The organism is Actinoplanes sp. 13 (genome assembly GCF_056134165.1).
In genome coordinates, this window is record NZ_JBVYOQ010000005.1 from 426610 (window position 1) to 448214 (window position 21605).

The following is a 21605-nucleotide window of genomic DNA, read 5'->3' on the forward strand; positions in this document are numbered from 1 at the left end:
CTCACCACGACCGGCCGCGCCGCCGAAGTCGGGCGCCACTTGGTCCGCTCCCGGCGACCACAAAGAGTAGCCAGGCCACCGAGCCTGTGGGCTCCGCAACCCGGAATACGCGACGGTTGATTTGGCGGTCTCACCAGACTCAAGGGCCGAACAGCGCGGTGGTGGTCGGGTTAGGCCAAGATGGATCGATGACTGGTCCTGATGGCGGGCATCGACGTCCGTGGTGGCGGTTGCCGCTGTTGGAGGCGTTCTTGTTCGTCGTGCTGGCGGCGTTGACGAACGTCTTCACGGGCCTGCTTCCGGAGTCGTGGAGGTGGGCGCATGACCTGCGGTTGATGGGCGGGGCGTTCGCGGTGGTCGCTGTGCTGACCATCGTGGTCACGTTGGTGCGGCAACGCCGGGACCGGCAGGCAGCCGCTGATGAACCGGCACCGGCACCGGCGGAGTGTGCGGTGAGCGCGCAGACCCTGCACGGTCCGGTGATGACCGGGGACGGTGCGGCCATTGCGGGGCCGGTGGTGATCGGCGACGGTGCGACCGTCGTGCAGCAGGCCGCGCCGCCGGAGCTGGCGGCGCCGGCGGCGGTGCCAGTGCCGGGCGGGCTGATCAACGTGCCATCTCCGGGGGTGTTCGTGGGCCGTTCCGCACAGTTGGCGCAGCTTGATGCGGTGCTGGAGCGGCCGGGAACCGTGGTGGTACAGGCGGTCCACGGGTTGGGTGGGGTGGGTAAGAGCACCCTCGCGGCCGCGTGGGCGTGGCGGCACCGGGCGCGGTACCGGCCGGTGTGGTGGATCGAGGCGGATACCCCGGCGGGTATCGACGCCGGTCTGGCGGCGTTCGCGACCGTGTTGCAGCCTGCGGCGACGGCGGGGCTGCCGTTGGAGGTGCTGCGGGAACGGGCGGTGCAGTGGCTGGCGTCGCATGATGGGTGGCTACTGGTGCTGGACAACGTCGAGGATCCGCAGGATGTCGCCGCGGTGGTGAGGCGGCTGGGTGTCGGGCGGGTGCTGGTGACCAGCCGGCGCTCCACCGGCTGGGCGGGTATCGCCACACCGGTCAGCGTGGACGTCCTCGACCTGGACGACGCCGTGGAGTTGATGCGCCAGGTCCTGGCGCACGGCGGCCGCGACCATGACGATGCCGCGCTGGCCCGGGTGTGCCGGGAGCTGGGGTGTCTGCCGCTGGCAGTGAAGCAGGCCGCGTCGTATCTGGCCGAGACGGGCCTGTCGCCGGACGGCTACCTGGACCTGCTGAAGGACTATCCCGCCGACGTGTTCGCCCATGGTGGTGAGGGTGACGGTGAACTCACGGTTGCCCGGGTGTGGCGGGTCACCCTGGACCGGCTGACAGACACTCCGCTGGCGGGCGAGATCCTGCGGGTCGTGGCCTGGTACGCCGCGGACGGCATCCCGCGTAGCGTGCTCGACGCTTTGGCTAGCCCGCCGGCGGTCGTTCGGGCGATCGGCCGGCTCGCCGCGTATAGCATGATCGGCGTCGATGAGGACGCGTTGACGGTGCACCGGCTGGTGCAAGCGGTTGCCCGTACCCCGGACCCTGAAGGCCCGCACCGGCCCTCCGACCCGCACCGGCGGGCGGAGGACATCCGCGCCGCCCGCGTTCAGGCGATCACTCAGTTACAAGCCGCCATGCCGGACGACTGGCGGATGCCGGGCGACTGGCCGCGCTGGCGGCTGCTGACACCACATGTCGAGGCCCTCGCCCAGCACAGTCGCGGCTTGGACGACGACGCGACGGCCGGCCGTCTGTACAGCCAGGCAGCAGCCTTCCTCCAGGGGCAGGGCGCCATCGCCCGGGCTGTTCCGCTGTTCGAGCAGGCCCTGACCGGCTGCCGGCGGGTGCTCGGCGAGGACCACCCGCAAACGCTGACCTCGATGAACAACCTCGCTTACGCCTACCGGGCGGCCGGGGACCTGGCGCGGGCCGTTCCGCTGTACGAGCAGGCCCTGGCGGACCGTCGGCGGGTGCTCGGCGAGGACCACCCGCAAACGCTGACCTCGGTGAACAACCTCGCCTACGCCTACGAGTCGGCCGGGGACCTGGCGCGGGCCGTTCCGTTGTTCGAGCATGCTTTGGCGGACCGTCGGCGGGTGTTCGGCGAGGACCACCCGGACACGCTGACTTCGGTGAACAACCTCGCCGGCGCCTACGAGTCGGCCGGGGACCTGGCCCGGGCCGTTCCGCTGTACGAGCAGGCCCTGACCGGCTGCCGGCGGGTGCTCGGCGACGACCACCCGCAAACGCTGACCTCGATGAACAACCTCGCTTACGCCTACCGGGCGGCCGGAGATCTTGCCCGGGCCGTTCCGTCGTTCGAGCGGGCCTTGGCGGACCGCCGGCGGGTGCTCGGCGAGGACCACCCGCAAACGCTGACCACGGTGAACAACCTCGCCGGCGCCTACGAGTCCGCCGGGGACCTGGCCCGGGCCGTTCCGCTGTACGAGCAGGCCCTGACCGACTGCCGGCGGGTGCTCGGCGACGACCACCCGCAAACGCTGACCTCGATGAACAACCTCGCCGGCGCCTACGAGTCGGCCGGGGACCTGGCGCGGGCCGTTCCGTTGTTCGAGCATGCTTTGGCGGACCGTCGGCGGGTGCTCGGCGAGGACCACCCGGACACGCTGACCACGGTGAACAACCTCGCCGGCGCCTACGAGTCCGCCGGGGACCTGGCCCGGGCCGTTCCGCTGTACGAGCAGGCCCTGACCGACTGCCGGCGGGTGCTCGGCGACGACCACCCGCAAACGCTGACCTCGATGAACAACCTCGCTTACGCCTACCGGGCGGCCGGAGATCTTGCCCGGGCCGTTCCGTCGTTCGAGCGGGCCTTGGCGGACCGTCGGCGGGTGCTCGGCGAGGACCACCCGGACACGCTGACCACGGTGAACAACCTCGCCGGCGCCTACGAGTCCGCCGGGGACCTGGCCCGGGCCGTTCCGCTGTACGAGCAGGCCCTGACCGGCTGCCGGCGGGTGCTCGGCGACGACCACCCGCAAACGCTGACCTCGATGAACAACCTCGCCGGCGCCTACCGGTCGGCCGGGGACCTGGCCCGGGCCGTTCCGCTGTACGAGCAGGCCATGACCGGCTGCCGGCGGGTGCTCGGCGCCGACCACCCGACGACCAAAGTCGTTCGTGAGAACTTCGCTGCGCTGACCCAGAATCAGTGACGCTGTCGTTCCACTTCCATGGAACTGGACCGTTCCACTTCGAGGAGTGGAACGGTCCCGGCGCGTATGCGGGTGCGTCTACCCGGCATCGGGTGTCGTCTGCGGGGTGCAGCTCGCGGACTGACCGTGGGGGTTAGCCTCGGACGGTGACCTTCCTGCCGGAGGCCTTGACGGTGTAGTCGACGGTCTTACCGGTCCACGGGTTGGTGGCGGACACCCGTACCCCGCCGCGCACATCGGCGACCTTGACCATCTTCACCCTGGCACCGGCGTTGAGCGTGCCCGGGGCGATGCCCGTGGCAGGGTCCACTCGGAGGTAGCCGACCAGCCAGCTCATGTCGACCGGCTTCATCGCCCGGTAGGTCGGGTTTTCGTTCAGGATGGCCTCGAACTGCTCCCGGAAACGGTCGAACTCGGCGTTACCCATGGATCTGCCCTCCTGATGGCTGGCGCAAGGACTTCAGCTATGGGACCCGGGGGCGGCCGCCGCCGCCGGCGCCCTGGCCCGGCCGTCGGGCATCCCCAGTCGCGGATCTCGTCGGCGCGTCCGGGGTGCCACCAGGGGGGCGCGGCCGAGCCGGCCGTCGGAGGCGGGGAACGGGTGCCGTTCGTAGCGGCCGCCAGTCCGGGACTCGGCCAGGTATTGCGAGATGGTTTTGGGCTCAACGTCGAGCAGGGCGGCGACCGCGTCGCGGTTGAGGAACGGCAGGGACAGCTGTGCGAGCACGGCGGCCGCGGCCGGCCCGGCGGCGCCGCGCTGGGCCCCCCATCGTGGTCATCGGGTCGCTTCCCCTTCTCCGGTGTGCCTAAAGGGTCGCAGGGAGAACGGATCAGGCCGGGTCGCCGGGCGGGTCGGCCCGGAAGTGGCCGGCGGCCAGGGCGGTGGTGAACGCGGTCAGGTGCGCCTCGGCGGTGTCCGCGCGTTCCCGGTCTCGGTCCGCGGCCGCGCGGGCGTCGTCGCGTTCACGCTGCAGGCCGTCGGCCCGCTCGGCGGCAGCGGCGGCCTGCTGTTCCAGGTGACGCAGCCGCCGGCCCAGCGCGTTGATCGCCGCCGTGGCCTGGTCACGGTCGCGGGTCATGGCGGCCAGCGCGGTCGCGGCGTCGGTGGCGGCCTGCTCGGTGCGCTCGGTCAGTTCGGTCAGGGCGCGCTGGTGGCCGGCGGCCTCGTGCTCGGCGGTCTGCGCCCGGGTCCGGGTGTCGGCCAGATCCTGCCGGGCGGCGGTGAGCTGGTCGCGCAGCCCGTCGGCGGTCTCGCGGCCGGTGCGTGCGTCCTGTTCGGCCCTCTCCGCCCGGCCGGTGGCGTCCTGGGTCTGCTGGTCGGCGTAGGCGCGGGCGGCGATCGCCTCGCCGCGTTCGCGTTCGACGACGGCGAGCCGGTCGGTGGCTTCGCGGACCCGGGCGTCGGCCGCGGCGGTGGCCTGCCGGGCGCGGGTCTCGGCGTCGCGGGCCCGCTGGCGCTCGGCGGCGGCGTCGGTCTCGGCAGCGCGCTGGCCGCGCAGGGCCTGCTCGGCCCGCTCGGACGCGTCGCGGGCGGCCTGCTCGGCGGCGGCGCGGGCCCGGTCGGCCTCGGCGACCTCGTCGCGCAGGCCGGCGCGCAGGTCGCGCAGCGCGTCGAGGACCTCGGTGAGGTCGTCGGACAGCGGCGCCAGGCCCTCCAGGAGGGTTTCGGCGCGGTCGTCGAGCAGGTCGACCAGGGCGCTGACGCCGGCGTCCTGGGCGGCCTTGCGGGCGGCGGCGGCCATCTGCTTGCAGGTCTTGCCGCCGGGCCAGCGCGCGTCGAGGTGGTAGCGCGGCGGGCGGCCGTTGCCGTCGTGCACCGGTAGCGGGTCGGGGCAAGCGGTGTAGCCGCAGGGGCGCTCGCCGACCGGGCGGCGCCCGGCACGGCCGGGCCGGGCGGCAGGCGTTTCGGAGATCGTCACGTCGTCATCCTATTTCCGATGCGACGATATCGAAAAACCGTCATTCGATATCCGTTACTCTTAAGTGTTCGCCGTAGTGGCATAGGATAATGGCTGTTATCCTGTATCAATGAGTATTCGGCGTTTCGCTCGGCGCCTGCTGGCGAGCCCGGCGGTAGGGACGTCGCTGAGCGCCCTCTTGGCGGCCGGACGCCGGTCCTCCCGTCTCGCGCAACGTCCTGCGGTGTGGGCGCCACTAGCTGTCGTCGCCGCGGTCGGACTGCTCGTGCTGCTGCTCGGCCCGGTCGCCTGGTGGGCCACGCCGGCCAAGCATCTACAGGGCAAGGACAAGGCCGATGCCCGCAACGCCACCCGGCAGGTGCTGCTCGCCGGTGTCGGTGGCCTGGTGCTGCTCACCGGCGCCGGATACACCGCGCGTACCTTCCACCTGACCCGCCGGGCCCAGCTCACCGACCGCTACACCAAGGCCATCGGTTTGCTCGCCTCGGACAAGCTCACCGAACGACTCGGCGGCATCTACGCTCTTGAGCACCTGATGGTCGAGTCCGAACGCGACCATCACACCGTGCTCGAGGTGCTGGCAGCGTTCATCCGGGAGCAGACCCGCGACCTGCCCCCCGCCCCGGACGTGCCGCCGCCCGCCACCGGGGCCGGTCAGCGGCCCGCCGCTGACGTCCAGGCCGCGCTCACCGTGCTCGGCCGCCGCCCTCAGCGGGAGGAAACCCGCCCTCTCGACCTCTCACGGGCTCGCCTGAGCCATGCCGACCTGACCGGCCTGCGACTCGCTAAGGCGAACTTGAGCGAGGCCGATCTACGTGAGGCGGTGCTGCACCACGCCGACCTACGGCAGGCCAACCTCGCGCGGGCGGACCTGAGAAACGCCGAAGTCGTCGAGACGGATCTGCGATGGGCCAGTTTGTACGCCGCCGATCTCTGCCACGCGCAGCTGGTCGAGACAGCTCTGGAGCACGCGGAACTCCGCGACACTGTGCTGACGCGCACCAGCGTGATGTCGTGCGATCTCGACCAGGCCAATCTGACCCGCGCCAACCTGCACAGTGCCCACCTGAGCGGCTGCTCGCTCCGCGGCGCCACCCTGGCCGGCGCGGACCTGACCGCGGCGAAGGTCCGCTTTTCCCAGCTGGCTGACGCCTACCTTGGCCCCGACGAGGGCCTGAGCGCCCTCGACCTGGTCGATCCGGCTGCTCCCGCCGATCTGCCCGCGACGAAGCTGGACGGTGTCGATCTGACCGGGACCAGTCTGGTCGCCACCCGGCTGCGGCATGTCGACCTGCGTGCGGTGCACGGACTGACCATCGAGCAGCTCAGCTACGCCGACATGGACGCCCGTACTCAGGTTCCGCCGAACCTGGATCCTCGCCAACCGGAGCCCCGCGAATGAGCACTCCCTACCCCGCCGACAGCCAGGACCCGGCCGCTGAGGTCGCCCCGCCGTCCAGGTGCCCCGGGAATCCGCCCCGCGCGATCCAGTCCTCCGCGACCGCGACCGGCGACGCGTTGACCGTCGCGACTCGGCAGATCGCCGCCTGGGCGGCCGACCTGCCCGCACTGCCCGCCGACGACGGCACCCGGTACAGCGTGCGCCGGCTCACCGTGGCCTGGAACCTGCAAGCCTGGGGCAACTCGGCGCACACCGCGGTCGCGCACCGCCGCGACCTGTCCACCTACCTGCACTGGTGCGTGGCCGAGCGTCTCGATCCGCTCACCGCTCGGCCCACTGACCTGGCCCAGTTCCGGGTCTGGCGGGAACGGCGCGGTGCCGACGGCCGGCTCGCTGCGGCCAGCACGGTCGCCCGAGCCCTCGCCTCCGTCTCCAGCTGGTACACCCACCTGGTCGCCAACACCGACGGGGCAGCCGCGCGAAACCCGGTCGCCGCTGTGCAACGCCCGCCCGTCAACGCCCATACCTCCAACACCGTCGGGCTCACCGAGGACGAGGTCGACCGGCTCCTCGCCCAAGCCGACAACGAAGCCGAGCAGCGCTCCCCCGCCGGGCGGGCCGACCTCACCGGCTGGTATTCCGCCCGGCACCTAGCCGCGCTGCGCGACCGGGCACTGATCCGGCTGCTCGCCGACCTCGGCCTGCGCGTCGGCGAAGCCATCGGCCGGGACATGGCCGACCTCGGCTACAACGCCGGGCACCGTACCCTGACCTTCGTCGGCAAAGGCGGCCGCACACGTGAACAGCCGCTGCCGGCGCACACCTTGGAAGCCCTCGACGACTACCTGACCGCCCGCGCCGCCGCAGCCAGCGTCGCCGTCGACGCGCTGACCGGACCGCTGTTCGCCACCGCCGGCGCCGCCGGCGAGCCGGGCCGGCTTGGCGAACCGCAGGTGTTCACCACCCTGCGCCGCCTCGCGGCAGCCGCAGGCATCGCCTCCGCCGGCCAGCTGTCGCCGCACTCGCTACGGCATACCTTCGCCACCAGCGCTCGCGCCGCAGGTATCCCCCTGGAAGACGTCCAGGACGCCATGGGCCACGCTGACCCGCGCACCACCCGCCGCTACGACCGCGACCGGCACAACCTGGAACGCCACCCCGGCCATTTGCTCGGCGCCCGCCGTGCCAGCCGCCGGCGGCGGGGAGACACCGAAACCGGCTCTGGCTGACGCCGGCCGAACCCAGCGTCCCGTCTGAACACATCGAGCATCGTGCGATGGCGCGGCTTCCCGTACTCAAGGGCAGTCCGTTTCGCTGGCTGGTGGGCCACCCCCTTCGTCCTCCGGCGGAGGGTGTCCCCGCACTCGTTGCGGCACGCGTACGCGACCCAAGCCGACGATCTCGGAGCGCCGCTCACCCGAGTGCAGGTCTCGATGGGCCATGCCGACCCGCGAACCACACGCCGCTACCAGCATCAACGCGACGCACTGCGGCACGATCCCGCGCACCTCGTCGCTGCCGACAGGGCCCGCCGGACCATGTCGTAGACGATGCTATGCAGAGCGACGGCGGCCTCTCGGAAGGCATCGACGGCCGGCCGCTCATTCGGTGCCGTCTCGCACGGGGGAGCAGACACAGGACGAGCCAGTCAGCCGGTGAGCGCTCCCGGCTACACGCAGGGGCCCCGATGCAGGTCAGGAGGCTGCGGTCGGACATCGGGGGCAAGCATGCACAACTTGTGGTCCTCGCGATGGACGTTTTAGGCCGCCCGTCCGATGAGTAGTCATAGGCGCACGTCCGGGACGGGGAGGGCCCTTGACTACCGAGTGGGTGACTCAGGCACTGATCGCATTGGCGATCCTTGGCCAAGGCGTAGTCGTCATGCTGCGCCTATTCATTCAGCTGCGGGGTATTGAACGGATCCTGAAGATCGGGGGTGTGGGCATGCGGCTCCTCTTCCGACACGGTGCTGGTTGGTCCGTTGACGTCACGGTCGCGGAGCAGCCCGAAGCCGCCGCAGCTACACCCGACGAGGCCATCGAATCCCGGCCGGGTGAGAAGGGCTCCCCTCGTGGCCCAAGGTGACGACGACCAACTAGAACTCCTGTTCACGGCTGCCTACGGCCGAAACTATCCGCGGGTCTTCACCGCAGTCGTCATGGTCACCAAGAACGTCCACACCGCCGAGGAGTTCACTCAGGAAGCTTTTCTGGAGCTCTGGAAGCGGGACAACCAGGCCTGGCTTGGTCTGCCCGACAAGGACCAGGTGGCATTGCTACGCACGATCGCAGTACGGCGCAGCATCGATGACTATCGTCGCAGTACACGGTGGCGCGAACTGATCCGAGTTGTCGTGGGTAGATCAGACAGCGGTGCCTTCACCCATGTGGAGGACGAGGTGATGGGACTCGACATCGTCCGTGCGATCACCGACATCCCTGACGCCAAGGAACGCGCCGTAGCCGTGTTGGCCTGGCTTCAGGACAAGTCGGCAGTCCAGATCGCCGATGATCTGGGCATACCCGCTTCGACCGTCCGAGGCATTACTGAACGACTCCGGGAACGCTTTCGTTCTCTATTCGTCGAAGTAGACACTGAAGCAGGACGGCAACCGGAGGGGGCCTCATGAACAGCCGTGACGACAACGGCGACGCTGCTGGCCGGGCTGCCGCCAATCGTGCTGAGCAAGTTCTCCTCGATGCCGTACATCACGACTCGCAGCAGGGCCTAGCCGATCTTCACCGACGGATGTCCCGGGCTGGCACACGTAGCCCTCGTCGCCGCGGCAAGCTCACGCGACGCCTGCAGCCAGCCTTGGTCGCGGTGGCGACGCTCTCGGTGGCCATAATCGCCAGCTTGGGGACCTCAGCGGCTCTCAGCGGCAGTACTGGTCCTGTGGAGGTCGCCCATTTTGTCGGCGTGAGCATTGCCGTCGTCGCCGTTGCCGCATCGGCAGTCACCTATAAGTTCGTGCGCCGCTTCCATCGGATGGATCCAGCGGTAGCCGTCGCAGTCAGCGCAACTGTCCTAGCTCTTACCGCAGGGATAGCTCAAGTGGCTATCAGCCGCCTCCCGAACGCGCTCCATGACGGCTTTATCGCTGACCAGGCACCTCCTTCTGGGATTGCCAGCTGTCCGCTGCCTGCTTCCTCAAGCATGGCCATGCCGAATCCGCGAAAGGCGGGGAATCTCACCTTCTGCCCGACGCAGATCAACGGCGGTAAGGAGCCGATCACCGGCCCGTTCAGCCTGCAAGGACAGGTCATCGGTCCGGCTGCGGACCGAGAAAAGCTCATTCTTATGGTTCGGCTGGACCGCGAGACGTGCACGACGGAGGGAAAGCCCGCGGCACCAGGCCGCTTCCTGACCCGGACCCCGATCGATTTCGGGGCCGACGCGAACGGAAAGTGGTCGTACTTCGACGACCTCGGCGACCATCCGCCCTCAGTGACACTGGGCAGAATCTTCGAGTTCGCCAGCGCCCCGAAGGAGGTCATACAGAGTCTTTACGATGACCGGGCGGAGTGGCAGCAGCAGGGCATCACCAACCTGCCACCAGAGGTTCAAATCCTCGCCTCTTTCAAGGTGGCTCCAGGCCGGGCGACGAACGCGGCCCCCTGCCATGGATAACACCTCCGGTTTCCCGCCCCGCCGTAGACGATGCCGTACATGCCGCTGGCGCTGGGACAGCAGACCTACGCCAGCAGACCTACGCCTTGCGGAGCCCGATCCGATGTGAGTGAAAATGTTCCCAGTCGATTAGCAGGCGGCAGCGGGCGTGTTCGGGGAGCCGTTCAGGGTCCACGGTCGTCTCCTGGGATCCTTCGCCCCGGACGACTCGGAGGTCACCGGCGCCGACGAGCCCTGCGAGTCCGTGCCGTACCGATTCCTCGTCGAGGTCGGTGGCACGTGCCAGCCGCTGTATCGACGTGGCCAACTCCGCTGGCTCGTCGAGTTCGATCAGGAAACCGATGAGTTCCTGGACGTAGGGTTCGATCCGGTCGTTCCACCGCAAGCTGCCGAGCTCGGCAGCAAGATCTGGTGCTAGTGGCAGGACGTCCTCCGGGACTGGCAGTACGTCGGGCGACCGCCACCGCTCCCCGGTTTCAGTCGTCTCCCGCTGGAAGACGCCGAGTTCTGCCATGAGTCTGGCAAGGTCTCGCACGGTGGTGGGCAGCGGTTTTCCGGCGGCGTGCATCGTGGTCGTGAATCGGTCTTGCCAGGTGGTGTCGAGTTCGATCTGCTCCTGGTCGTCCTTGTCCTCGGGCAGGGTCCAGAGCGGCGTGGCGTCCAGTCCGCCGTAGAGCATGTTCCAGTTGGCGCCGAACTGCATCTGCTCGAGTAGCGAGTCCAAGCCGCCGTCGAGGTCGTGCACCGTCGCCGAGGCGACCAACATGTGCAGCGGGAACGCCTGGCGCGGCAGCAGCTGATGCCATCCGCAGGTGAACCACTCGTTGTTGACCGCGCCGTCCATCAGCAATCCTCGCCTCGTCCACTCGCAGCCGGCCGTTCATGGCCAGGCCGGTGTCCCAGGTCGGAACCTGCTGAACACCACTCGGGCGACGATTGCCGCGCCCAGAGTATGCCGGGTGCCGCGCCTGACCGACGTGCACGAGTCAGGCGTTTCGAGCCGTTTCCACCGCGAGGGGACGCCGGTCGTGCTCACGGATTCGTGAGATGAGGCATGACCTCGCCCATGGTCGCGACCACCAGCCTGGACGAAGGCGTGTCGATGCGCACCACCGGGCTGCCCGGCGCCCACGGCACCGGATAGGCGTACACCGCGGCCTGGCCGGCCAGGCCTGCGCGCTGGACGCCGGTGGCTGCCGGGCCGGGTCCGACCGGACCGCCGAAGGTTTCTTCTCGGTAGACGATTCCTTGCTCCGCGAGCATCCGAAGGGCATCGGAGCGGCGAGCGCTGTGATCCACAGGTTTGTCCGACCGGCCGCGAGGTTGAGGTGAGGCACAGCCACGTCGAGGCAGGTGTACAGGCGCAAGGCTGTCATGATCAGAAGCTCCGTTCGCCGGCGTCACAGGGTCGAGCCGACTCGCTGGTGCGGTCGGTCCGCTGGCGAGCAGAACGGGGCAGGTCGCGTCGAGGTCTCGCAGTCGAGCCCGGCCGCGGTATGGGGTGGGTCCGTTCGACGGCTTGCCCGCGTCAGGGTCCGGCTCCGGCCCGCGGGCTATCGAGTGCCCTTGGAACCGGGAAGCGCGAACGGCAGCAGTGCCAGGTGGATCTCGCGCTGCGGGTCGCCGGTGGCGTGCATGACGAAGTCGATCTGGTCGTCGCTGTTCTCGGGCCCACGCCGTTTGTAGTGAGGGTGCTGCTCGATCGCCGCGATCGCTTTGGCGATCACCGCGGTGACGTCGCGGGTGCGGATGAACAGCAGGATGGCGGCCTTGGTGTCGCGCCACACCAGGTACTTCAAGATCTGCTCCAGGGCCTGCTGCAGGCTCGCCAGCCCGTCCCAGATCTTGCACTCGCCGATGAAGACGTTGCGGTCCTCGACCCGGATCAGGATGTCGGTCTTGCCTACCCCATTGAACAGTTCACCGCCGGCGTCACCTTGGAACTGCGCGTTGAGGCTGACCAGCAGGAGATTCCGGATCTCCTCTTCACCGAGTTTCGCTGCCACGCCCGGCGTGCGTTCCAGCGCGTTGCGGGCGCTGCGCAGGACCGCCAGCGCGTCCATGTAGTCGCTGTGCAACAGCACCGGTTCGGGCTGGAAAGCGGGGGCGGCCTCGGCGGGCCGGGTCGGGCGCATCGTGCGGCGGCGCACCGGCACGGCGTGCGCGGCGGCGTCCTGGCGGCGCCGGATGGGGTAGCCGATGCCGGCCTGCGTGTGGCGGATCGCGAGCAGCTGCTGGCGTCGGGTGGCGACTATGCCCGGGACCTCACGCCGGATGCGGTCGTTGTGCTCGTCGATCTGCTGACGCGACCAGGCCAGCTGGCGCTCAATGCCGTCGATCTGGGCGTCGAGGTGGGCACGCACCTTCGCGGGGTCAGGGTCGGGGTTCTCCACCGCCAGATGCAGCTCCTGCTCCCCGAGCTGGACCACCTGGGGCTTGTTCATGCCGTACGTCTGAGCGGTGAGCAGGAAGACCTCGCGCTCCCCGGTGAACGGCACGACGAGGATCAGCTGGGGAACCCGCCGTTCGACGGGTCCACGGAAGTTGTGCCAGATCTGCACCCCCTCGGAGGGCGGCAGCATCCAGGCGTCGTCCCGCCGCAGGACCGGGCACGTCACCGAGCCGGTAGCCACGAGCGTTGCTGCGGCGTCGGCCTCGGGCGTGGCCAGCAAGGCGTCGGCGTTCCAGTTCTGCAGCTGGCTGGTGACCTTCTCCGTCCGGTCGAGCAGCAGCTTTCCCAGACTGTCCTGGGCGAACAACGACGTCACATCGGCCACGGATGGCATCCTTGCCGATCCCGCTCGAAGCCCTGCGACCAGACCCATGCACACGCGCACGCCCGGTCCCGCCCACGCCATGCGCTGCACCCGGCCCGGCACCGGGTCCGCTCCTGACGGTTTCGCTGTTTCCCCTGTTCACGACGGTCCGGGGTCCTAGCGTCATGGAGTGAGCCGATCTCCCTCGGCCCGGTTGTGTCCTCCGGTCGACCCGATGCGGGCGGCACCGATCGCCGAGTTGCCGGAGCCGGGCGGCCAGCGGGGTCACCCGTCCGTGATCTTCGAGCCGAAGTGGGACGGATTCCGGTGCTGCGCGTGGGTGCTCCCGCACCGGGTGATCTTGCAAAGTCGGCCCGGCCGTGATCTTTCCCGGTACTTCCCTGACCTGGTGGCCTGTCTATCCGGGTTACCGGTCGGCACGGTCCTCGACGGCGAGTTGATCGTCTGGGACGAGCAGACCGGACGTACCCGGTTCACGGCGCTGCAGCGGCGTATCACGGCGGGCCGAGGACTGGCTGCCGAGGTGGCTGCCCATCCGGCCCATCTCGTGGCGTTCGACCTGCTCGCCGTCGGCGATGAGATCCTGCTCGACCGGCCGCTGGCCGAGCGACGCGCTCAGCTCGAGCAACTGCTCGCCGGCGGCCCGGCCCAGGTGCCGGTGTGCCCGCAGACCACCGACGTTGAGGAAGCCCGCACCTGGATGCGGGACTGGGCCGCGGTGGGCGTGGAAGGTGTCGTGGTCAAGCCCCTGAGCAGCCGATACGTGCCTGGCCGGACCGGCTGGCAAAAATGCAAAATCCACGTCACCACGGAGGCGATCGTCGGCGGAGTGACCGGCAGTCTGGCGGCGCCGCAGTCGCTGCTGCTCGGCCGTCTCGACGAACGGGAACGGCTGCACTACATCGCTCGGACGATGCGGCTGACGGTCGATCAGCAGCAGGAACTGGCCGGGTTGCTCCAGCCCGTCACCGGTCGGCCGGTCTGGCCCGTACCGCTGCCGGCCGGGTGGACCGGTCTGCCGGGCAACGGAACCCCGGTGCATTACCTGCCGGTCGATCCTCGGGTGGTCGCTGAGGTGCGCGCCGACGTCGCCTACGAACACGGGCGCGCGCGGCACCTGACGCGCCATCTGCGCTGCCGGCTCGATCTGCGGCCGGATGATCTGCCGTTGTGGGACCGGGAGATCTTGGCCGCCTGACCGACCTTACCGCGGTGACGGGTTAGCCACACCACGACCCGGAGGGCTTCTGGCGGTCGAGGGCTGCAACGGCATCGGCCGGCACGTCGCCCAGCGGCTGCTCGCCGACGGCGAGACCGTCGTGGACGTCCCGACGAAGTTGTCCGCACGGGCCAGGGTGTTCGCCACCGGCCAGGGCCGCAAGACCGACCCGGTCGACGCCCACAGCGTTGCCGTGGCCGCGCTGCGCACGCCGGGCCTGCGACAGGTCCAAGCCGATGACACCACGGTGGCGCTGCGGCTACTCGTCGATCGCCGTGACCAACTCGGCCGGACTCGCACCGAGGTCGTGTCCCGGTTGCATCACCTGCTGCTCGAGTTGGTGCCGGGCGGGGCGAAGAAGTTCCTGTCCGCTCAGCAGGCACGCGCGCTGCTGAACACCGTCCGGCCGCGCGACGTGGTCGGCAAGACCCGCCGCTGGCTGGCTTCCGAGCTGATCCACGAGCTGGTCACGATCGACAAGAAGATCAAACGCTAAAGCCGAGCTCATCGACCTGGTGGCTTCGACGGGCAGCACGCTGCAGGAACTGACCGGGATCGGTCCGTCCGGCGCCGCCCGCCTGATCGGCGACATCGGTGACATCACCCGGTTCGCCAGCCGCGCCCACTTCGCATCCTGGAACGGCACCGCACCCATCGACGCGTCCTCCGGCGACCAGAACCGCCACCGGCTCTCCCGCGCCGGGAACCGGCGCATCAACCGCGCTCTGCACATCATGGCGGTCGTCCAGCTACGTCGTGACACCGAAGGCCGCCGGTACTACCGGCGCAAACTCACCGACGGCAAAACCTCGATGGAAGCCATGCGGGCATTGAAACGCCGACTGTCCGACATCGTCTACAAGCGCATGGTCGCCGATGCCAGAAGGATCGAAACGGGCCCGGGAGGACACGTGGGGGCGACTCTGCAATCCAGCGCGGCCGACCTTAACCCCATGATCGACACTTCGGAGAAGTCACTTCCCGGACCCGCCAAAACCCACCTTAGAACAGACCTCGCCGCCGCCTCTTGACACAGAGGGGTGCCACGAGCGTGCATGAACCGATGCAGCCTGACGGTTGCGCGACGTGACACCGCTCGGTGCGTCGAGCGCTCGCACTGGCGGCAATTCCGCGTGTCCTTCAGATGCCGACGGCGCCGGGCGCGTAGCCGGAACTCACCCTATGGTCAGGCTGGTGACGAGGGTACGTAGCCACGATTGGCTGAGTGCGGGGTCGCGGCCGATGGCGCGGGCGACGGCTTGCCGGCCGGCCGGGCTGCGACCGTAGGCGACCAGGGCCGCTGCCTCGCCGAGTGCCTGCCGCGTGCGTTCGTCTCGGCCGGGGCCTTCAGCTGCGGCGGTCCATCGGTCAGGGCGTAACGATCGGGTCAGCTTCACTTGGTGATCCCGGAAGTACGACCAGACTCTCGGGTCGAGTGACACGTTGGCCACCGCGGAGGCGGGCAGCGTCCGTGTCCAGGCGGCGTGCTGCTGCCACCGGTCGGTGTTCGGACTGGTCTTGCGGCGGATGGTGACCCCAACGAAGGACAGCTTGCGCCGGATGACCGGCCACGGCTCGCGTTCCTGCTCGATCCAGTCCCGCATCAGCGTGAACAACTCGGCAAACGTCTCGCCCTCGTAAACGACATCGACCAGGACCGCCGGGCGGTCCCGGCGCGCTAGCGCGTACGGCGTCAATCCGACCGTCTTGAGGAACCGGCGGCCCTGCTCGACCTCAGCAGATGTCAACGGACGACGCCGCCAGCGCCGACCAGATCTGATCCCCGGACGTTGAAATGACAACGGCAACCGGTAGAGCCGTTGCACCCCGGCCGGGCGGGTGAACACGCCACCGAGCAGGTCGAACATCGAGTCCAAGGACCTACCCACGAAGAACATATCCCCGTTCCGGCTGCGGGCAAGCACCTTCCCGGTACACGCCACGAGATCGTCGAGGAACCACAGGTCGGGCGTCGCGGTGCCGTCGAGCAACGATCCCAACTGGTCCTGCGTGATCAGATCCCACCGAAACGGCATGCTCTCCGGCACCGACGTCACCCCGTCATGATGGCAGCCTGATCTGGGCAGCCCGCGCTCGGTCGGCAACCGAAACCGAGCCGTATCGAACATGAGAACTTCGCCCAACCACCGCATACGACAGGCGGCAAATGAGTATGCCCAGCGAGATACCTGCATGCTGTGAGCTGTGATGGTCGAAAGCGCCGTGGAGTTGCGGTGTTCGGGAGATGCTGGGGTTGTGGTTGACACCGTGGAGCACTCCTGGGATCCGATTCTCGGCTGGTTCGAGCAGCACTGCCCGCAGGAACGCCCGTCATTTCGGGGCCCGGCAGTAGAGGAAGACATCCGCGCTGTCGAGGTGGCCACCGGCAGGGCCGTGCCTCTTGATCAGCTGGCGTGGTGGCGGCTCAGCGACGGCACCGTCTTCCCGTATCCCAGTCTGATCCCTGTGGCCTACCATCCGACCCCGATCGCCGACGCGCTAATCAGTTACCGGATGTTGGCGGACAGCGCCCGCGACTGGCCCAACACCCCTGTGCTGGATCAGGAACCTGCAGGAACGCCGGCCGACAGTCGATGGTTGCCGAGCTGGTTTCCCATCGCCGACAGCCTCGGTGGCGGCTACCTCTTCCTCGACCTGCGTCCCGGACTGCGGCACGGCTGCGTCGGCGAGCACCGGAAGGAGGACATATGGTTCGACGGCCCGCGTTGGCCGAGTGTGACCAACATGCTGGCCGTCATCGCCGACGCGTTGAACAACGGCACCGCCATCAACGGCTGGCACGCTGGAGTTGAGGACGACCGCTTCACATGGCAATCGCCGATGCCCGGCGCGCATAACGCTGACTGAAGTCCGATAGCGCGCGCCCGCTGAACACCGCGTACAGGAGTACCGCTGTGGCGCCATCAACCGAGTTCGTCGGTCGCGCGGACTGCGGCAAATCGGGATGTCGCATCCTTGATTACCGTCGCCGGTGGCGTCACTGTTGGCGGGGTGCGAGACGAGACGATCTCCGGCGCGGGCCTCGATCGGCTGTTGCAGTCGAACGAGGATGAGCGCAGGCGATGGCTGGTTCGGCGTCAGGCCGTGGGCGAGGAGCCGAACTGGTGGTTGCACCTGCTACTGCTGATAGATGAGCGATGGGAGAACCGGGCGGCGGAGCGCGCCGCATGGACTCAGCTGAAGATGTGGGTGCTGGTGCAGGCCCGTGCCGCACTCGGCCAGGGCGAGGTCGCGGAGCGAATGGCGTATTTTGTTTCGCAGATGCGCGACGCCGGAATGGCGGAGTCGGCTCTGCCATCAGCGGACACCGTGGTTCGGGCTTGTCTGGACGCCATAGCCGTCCCCATCGACCAGGTCGCGCTGCTGACCGATCGGAAGAACGTCCGCGCCCTGGAACGCCAGGCTCTGCTTGATTCGCGGCGCGCCAGGAGTCTGATCAACGCTGCCGAATTACACCTGGCCGACCTCAACGATCCAGTCTTGAGCCACGAGCTCCGCGCTTGGCTCGCCATAAAACCACGACTGGTGTGATCGTCAACCGGACCCACCGTGAGCCACCGCAGCTCCGAGAGGATTCCGGCTACAACGCGAACGGACGGCGGCAGTTGAGTGCGGACAATTCAGTGAGGCTGCACCGCCGGATGGGCTCAGTCGCCGACCAGCCGCAGAGCCAGATGCCGGCCAGCGCGGCATCGTTCTGCAAGGCCATATACCGCCTTGATCACCTGACGCTCCCCGTCGTCAACGGCTGAGGCAAGCGTCTGATCCAGCTCGCTCAGGAACTGTGGCATCTCGTCCCAGGAGAGTTCTAAAGTTCCGTACAGGTCAATACGGTCAAGCAATGGCGTCAACCCGCGGTGCTGCGTACGTTCCACAGCCTGCGCGAACCGGAAATGTGTGTCGCCGACCATCGCCATCTCGACAGTCCGGCGTCGCCGTGGGCTCGTGCCCTCCTGCTCGAAGGTGAAGAGCTCAACATCAAGGCCCATGCCGGGGAGGCTACCGCTACTTGTCCGCGGCAGTTCAGTGCGCCACCTTATAGCTATTAGTGCTCCGACCCATCAGCAGGCGCGTGGGTGGCGGTTTTTTTTGATGGAGCACGCTAATCTGCCCGTCGCGTTTTTCCACTGCGCCCCACCGCAGAGTCATCCGATTCCGGCGATGCCCTTGGTGCTTCATGCGCGGACCGTTGGAAGATGTGATCCGTAGCGATAGCGGCCGTAGTCGTGATGAGGCCTGCGATGGCACCCTTGATGATCTCTTTGGAGATGACTTCCTTAACTATTACGGCCCCCGCGGCCCCTGCTGCCGCGCCCGACAGGACGGCTACCGCGAGCACGATGGCACTGAAAACCAAATGATTCTTAATCTCTGCAGGAGTATCGTCAGATTCCAGTATTCTGGCATTTTCTTCTGCAGCTAGGCTAACCGCGTCAGCGTCGCTCTTGTCCGCAGCCTTAGCCTTGTAGTAGCGCGCAGCGGCCTCATCGAGCATTCGCGTTATGACAGCATTGTCCGGATCGCTCCGATACGCGGCCCGCACTTGTTCAAGCCAATTGCGTTCAGCATCACCGGGCTTCATGCTATCCGGTGCATCGACCCCCGAGTTCCGCCCATATTCGGACCCAGCTGGCAGTTCTGCAGCCTCCGATGAATCGCCCAGGACGTCTGACGAGTACTGATCTGTAATAATGTCAGATGAGTCATACCAGTCCTTCCCTCCTGTGCCGTCGTACGGTTCACCTGGATGCGCCGAATCGTTATGGTCGGAGACGCTATAGTCTTCTCTGTCGAAGTTCGCCATACTGGCGATTGTGGATGCAACGGCTCCGATTTTCAAGTTGTCAATATGCCAATGTTCATCGGAGAAGCTTCATTTGGATGAAGGTGCACTGCCCATCGACACGAGCTTGCCTTGGCCGACACCTTGCCCAGACATCACCCTCCGTAACGCGCGACTCGCGGCAGACCGCGATCAATCAGGCCGTCTCTGCGATGACGAAAGCGCTCCACACGATTCTCGAAGCAACAAGATGGCAGGTAGAAGACGTATCTACCTACGACTACCCGGCCCTGAAGATCAGTCGCAAGCCGGGAACCCCTCCGCTCAGCACGTCCATACACCCATGAGCATCAACCCCGCCTCGGCGGGGCCCGAGTTACCGGCCGCTCAGGCGTCCCTGTCCAAGCCCTCACGCGGATCGCGGCAGAAGAGTTAGCGCACTCTGCCTCTTAAGAAGCGTCGCCTGTTCGGACCGCTAGCAGGAACCATCACGCCTTCGAGGAAATACTTGCAAGGAAAGACACGCTCATGCGTGTCGCCTGCAATATCGATGACCCGCACTCGAATATCGAGGCGTTTGATATCATAGAGGATACTCTTCTTGAACCAGCAAACTTCAGTCCCTGCCGCGTAGGTGCTCACTGGTAGTGGGCCCCCACGTGTCAGATACTTAATATAATAGTCGACTTCGCTTCTCAATCCCCTTTTTTCAAAGAGTCGAGTTAACTGTAAGAAGTCAACGAAATCTTCTTCGTTGGGTAAGTGGTCAGCATCCTCAAATGAAACGAAATAGTCAAAGTTCTCGATCACAGGTACTCCGGGCCCCGCGTTTACGACACGAAGTATCCACCTGCTAGTCCGTTCCCGAGTGCGGTCATCCTCCGGGTCGATCGCAATCCCTAGAGCAGGGCGCATCGCTCTGGCCCATTGAAGACGCGTCAAGAGGAGGCCGGCGCCGACGCCCATCAAAGCGAAGGATGTAGACCGCTCCATGACGGAGAACTGGATCGCAGTTGCGTTCATGCGGACAATCTCCCAAGCGGCATTCCCGGCCAGCAAGCATATGATGGCTAAAGGAAGCCTGGTAAAGAGTGGTGAACGGCGAACAGTGCGCTGCTGCGTAAAGTTCAGCTCCGTCAATGAGCGGTGTGCTGCAAGATCTTCCATGTCCGCCACCTTAAGGCTGCGTAGAAAAAGTCATGGTGCCATCCCTCCGCAAGGGGAAATTCGGGAGTCAGAAGCGAGCGGAAATAAGTGAGATTCATTTCCACGCCGTCGCCTTCCACGAACTCTCCTCGGCAGTTGAGCGCGTTCGTAGAGCCCACCTCCGGTCTGGCCGACGGTGACCGAGCGTCATCCTGGGGAGGATGGCGCATCTGGAACCTATCGGCGCTCGTTGCGGCGGTGCACGGCCCGGCGGCCCGCCCACGGAGTCCTGCACGGCGACGTCGCCGCCGGCGACCACTGCGGTGTCGACGTACTTGACCGGCCACGCGTCGCCCTGCCGGCCCCACGGCGTGGCGGGGGTGGGCTGGCCGACCAGGTGCGCCCAAGCCGCCGACCGCACCGATTCCTTCGCGTTCATCTGGTTCCGCTGGACCAGGGGCGAGATCTTGTTCGCAGCCTCATTTAGGACTTTGCCGGGGCCCTGCGCGTCGTTGGAGTACTGATATACGGAGGCGCCGGGCCTGGATCGGATGAGTCAGCCGCGGAAAGGTGGCACCAGGCCTCTCGTCCTGTCGATTGCGTATGCTCTGACCAACGGCCCGAACCCGTTGGGCATCGTGCCGAGAATCATTTTCGTCAAGATTTCGTGCAACGCGTTGCCGTTCAGATCCCTGACCTTCTCGTTCCATGAGGCGAGTTGTTCGTCCTCGGTCCGGAAGGCAGCCCTGATCAAGCTGTTCCACAGCGTCCGGGTCTCGGTCGTCGCGCTGACGTCCGGGTCGAAGCCGATGAACCACTTCTTCCCGTCCCGGTCCTCGATCGACTGCAGCAGAACGAAGGCATGGAATGTCTTGCTGTCCGCGAAGTTGCTCTGGTCTCCGCTGATCTCGGTGCCTCTGCCTTCGATGATGAGGGCCCGTCCCTTGTTCAAGGCGGTCGCGACCGCGGCCCACTTCTGATCGATGGGCTTTCCTGGCGCGTTCATCATGCTTTTGAGCCAGCCGGAGTTCTCGCCGGCCTTGGTCAGCAGAGGCGCCAACCCATCGGCTCGGATGTTGCAATTTCCGAGCAGTTTTCCGCCGGGACCCGCATAGGCCTGCAGCCACTTCTCGAATGTGGTGAAATCGCATTGATCCGGCTGCCCCAACTGCGCGACGAACCTCGTTCTCACGTCTGCCAGGACGCCCTCCATGTCACTACCTGGGGCAATCAATTTCTGTTTGATTCTCGGCATGGTCGCTCCGGGTGCGAATCGCGCTGACTGGTTCGGCGGGAACGTTAGCGCCACCAGATGGCCATGCGCAGTCGAATGTCCGACAGATCCGCTACCCGCCGCTCGAGCCGGGTACGAGAACCACACGGTAGCGCTCGATTTGCTTTCGTTCTATCTGTACTTCTTGCTTTTCGGGATTAAGCAGGCTGAAATTTCTCACACGGCCTAGTCCGCGGTCTCGGCGTCATGAAGGGTCACTACGGTGCGTGCCGCCCAGCCCGCTGGG

General features: G+C 67.3%; 19 protein-coding genes and 1 pseudogene. 11 read left to right on the forward strand and 9 right to left on the reverse strand.

All coding sequences use genetic code 11. The annotated features are described in order from the left end of the window. Nucleotides 1-188: 188 nt before the first annotated feature. Nucleotides 189-3188, forward strand: a complete 3000-nt coding sequence (locus AC0NH5_RS14500) for a tetratricopeptide repeat protein (protein ID WP_474403727.1) — start codon at nucleotides 189-191, stop codon at nucleotides 3186-3188. A gap of 133 nt (nucleotides 3189-3321) precedes the next feature. Here AC0NH5_RS14500 and AC0NH5_RS14505 read toward each other — a convergent pair whose 3' ends face one another. Then, nucleotides 3322-3615 carry a hypothetical protein gene (locus tag AC0NH5_RS14505; protein ID WP_474403730.1) on the reverse strand — a complete coding sequence of 98 codons (294 nt, stop codon included), beginning with the start codon at nucleotides 3613-3615 and terminating at the stop codon, nucleotides 3322-3324. A 403-nt stretch (nucleotides 3616-4018) separates the two neighbouring features. Then, nucleotides 4019-5107: a hypothetical protein gene (locus AC0NH5_RS14510; RefSeq protein WP_474403732.1), complete on the reverse strand. Its 1089-nt coding sequence runs from the start codon at nucleotides 5105-5107 to the stop codon at nucleotides 4019-4021. Between the two features lie 109 nt (nucleotides 5108-5216). On the opposite strand from AC0NH5_RS14510, the gene AC0NH5_RS14515 reads away from it, so the two are divergent. The 5 genes and pseudogenes from AC0NH5_RS14515 to AC0NH5_RS14535 all read left to right on the forward strand — a co-directional run bounded on the left by AC0NH5_RS14515 (nucleotide 5217) and on the right by AC0NH5_RS14535 (nucleotide 10139). Further along, entirely contained in the window at nucleotides 5217-6509 is a 1293-nt protein-coding gene (locus AC0NH5_RS14515; RefSeq protein ID WP_474403734.1) for a pentapeptide repeat-containing protein, read from the forward strand. Next, nucleotides 6506-7738 (forward strand): tyrosine-type recombinase/integrase, encoded by a 1233-nt coding sequence (locus AC0NH5_RS14520; protein WP_474403736.1) that lies wholly within the window; start codon nucleotides 6506-6508, stop codon nucleotides 7736-7738. Before AC0NH5_RS14515 ends, AC0NH5_RS14520 begins: the two co-directional genes overlap by 4 nt. A gap of 120 nt (nucleotides 7739-7858) precedes the next feature. Next, a pseudogene (locus AC0NH5_RS14525) lies at nucleotides 7859-8056 on the forward strand (tyrosine-type recombinase/integrase); the annotation flags it as partial. A 524-nt stretch (nucleotides 8057-8580) separates the two neighbouring features. Then, nucleotides 8581-9138: an RNA polymerase sigma factor gene (locus AC0NH5_RS14530; RefSeq protein WP_474403738.1), complete on the forward strand. Its 558-nt coding sequence runs from the start codon at nucleotides 8581-8583 to the stop codon at nucleotides 9136-9138. Beyond that, complete coding sequence (locus AC0NH5_RS14535; protein WP_474403740.1) at nucleotides 9135-10139, forward strand: hypothetical protein; 1005 nt, start codon at nucleotides 9135-9137, stop codon at nucleotides 10137-10139. The genes AC0NH5_RS14530 and AC0NH5_RS14535 overlap by 4 nt, the downstream gene beginning before the upstream one ends. Before the next feature lie 79 nt (nucleotides 10140-10218). On the opposite strand, the gene AC0NH5_RS14540 is transcribed toward AC0NH5_RS14535, so the two are convergent. Together AC0NH5_RS14540 and AC0NH5_RS14545 are read right to left on the reverse strand one after the other, a co-directional pair. After that, entirely contained in the window at nucleotides 10219-10983 is a 765-nt protein-coding gene (locus AC0NH5_RS14540) for a DUF6042 family protein (RefSeq protein WP_474403743.1), read from the reverse strand. Nucleotides 10984-11692: 709 nt separating this feature from the next. After that, nucleotides 11693-13018, reverse strand: a complete 1326-nt coding sequence (locus tag AC0NH5_RS14545; RefSeq protein ID WP_474403744.1) for a hypothetical protein — start codon at nucleotides 13016-13018, stop codon at nucleotides 11693-11695. A 67-nt stretch (nucleotides 13019-13085) separates the two neighbouring features. On the opposite strand from AC0NH5_RS14545, the gene AC0NH5_RS14550 reads away from it, so the two are divergent. Genes AC0NH5_RS14550 through AC0NH5_RS14560 form a run of 3 tightly spaced genes read left to right on the forward strand, consistent with a single transcriptional unit; the run spans nucleotide 13086 to nucleotide 15166 of the window. Further along, nucleotides 13086-14114: an ATP-dependent DNA ligase gene (locus AC0NH5_RS14550; protein WP_474403746.1), complete on the forward strand. Its 1029-nt coding sequence runs from the start codon at nucleotides 13086-13088 to the stop codon at nucleotides 14112-14114. Then, complete coding sequence (locus AC0NH5_RS14555) at nucleotides 14074-14631, forward strand: IS110 family transposase (protein WP_474403748.1); 558 nt, start codon at nucleotides 14074-14076, stop codon at nucleotides 14629-14631. Before AC0NH5_RS14550 ends, AC0NH5_RS14555 begins: the two co-directional genes overlap by 41 nt. 19 nt (nucleotides 14632-14650) lie before the next feature. Beyond that, a complete protein-coding gene (locus AC0NH5_RS14560) occupies nucleotides 14651-15166 on the forward strand; it encodes a transposase (protein ID WP_474403750.1) in 516 nt (171 codons plus the stop codon). Between the two features lie 144 nt (nucleotides 15167-15310). Here AC0NH5_RS14560 and AC0NH5_RS14565 read toward each other — a convergent pair whose 3' ends face one another. After that, on the reverse strand, nucleotides 15311-16192 hold the full coding sequence (locus tag AC0NH5_RS14565) for a hypothetical protein (RefSeq protein WP_474403752.1): 882 nt from the start codon (nucleotides 16190-16192) through the stop codon (nucleotides 15311-15313). A gap of 151 nt (nucleotides 16193-16343) precedes the next feature. On the opposite strand from AC0NH5_RS14565, the gene AC0NH5_RS14570 reads away from it, so the two are divergent. Both AC0NH5_RS14570 and AC0NH5_RS14575 read left to right on the forward strand, forming a co-directional pair. Beyond that, nucleotides 16344-17003 carry an SMI1/KNR4 family protein gene (locus AC0NH5_RS14570; protein ID WP_474403786.1) on the forward strand — a complete coding sequence of 220 codons (660 nt, stop codon included), beginning with the start codon at nucleotides 16344-16346 and terminating at the stop codon, nucleotides 17001-17003. A 144-nt stretch (nucleotides 17004-17147) separates the two neighbouring features. Then, entirely contained in the window at nucleotides 17148-17687 is a 540-nt protein-coding gene (locus tag AC0NH5_RS14575) for a hypothetical protein (RefSeq protein WP_474403754.1), read from the forward strand. 116 nt (nucleotides 17688-17803) lie between these two features. Here the strand turns inward: AC0NH5_RS14575 and AC0NH5_RS14580 are convergent, their stop codons facing one another. From AC0NH5_RS14580 to AC0NH5_RS14595, 4 genes are all read right to left on the reverse strand, one after another. Beyond that, nucleotides 17804-18145 (reverse strand): hypothetical protein, encoded by a 342-nt coding sequence (locus AC0NH5_RS14580; protein ID WP_474403756.1) that lies wholly within the window; start codon nucleotides 18143-18145, stop codon nucleotides 17804-17806. A 113-nt stretch (nucleotides 18146-18258) separates the two neighbouring features. Further along, entirely contained in the window at nucleotides 18259-18960 is a 702-nt protein-coding gene (locus AC0NH5_RS14585) for a hypothetical protein (RefSeq protein ID WP_474403758.1), read from the reverse strand. 411 nt (nucleotides 18961-19371) lie between these two features. Then, nucleotides 19372-20106, reverse strand: coding sequence for a hypothetical protein (locus AC0NH5_RS14590; RefSeq protein WP_474403760.1), 735 nt, complete (start codon nucleotides 20104-20106; stop codon nucleotides 19372-19374). A 535-nt stretch (nucleotides 20107-20641) separates the two neighbouring features. Continuing rightward, nucleotides 20642-21298, reverse strand: a complete 657-nt coding sequence (locus AC0NH5_RS14595) for a hypothetical protein (RefSeq protein ID WP_474403762.1) — start codon at nucleotides 21296-21298, stop codon at nucleotides 20642-20644. Between the last annotated feature and the right edge of the window lie 307 nt (nucleotides 21299-21605).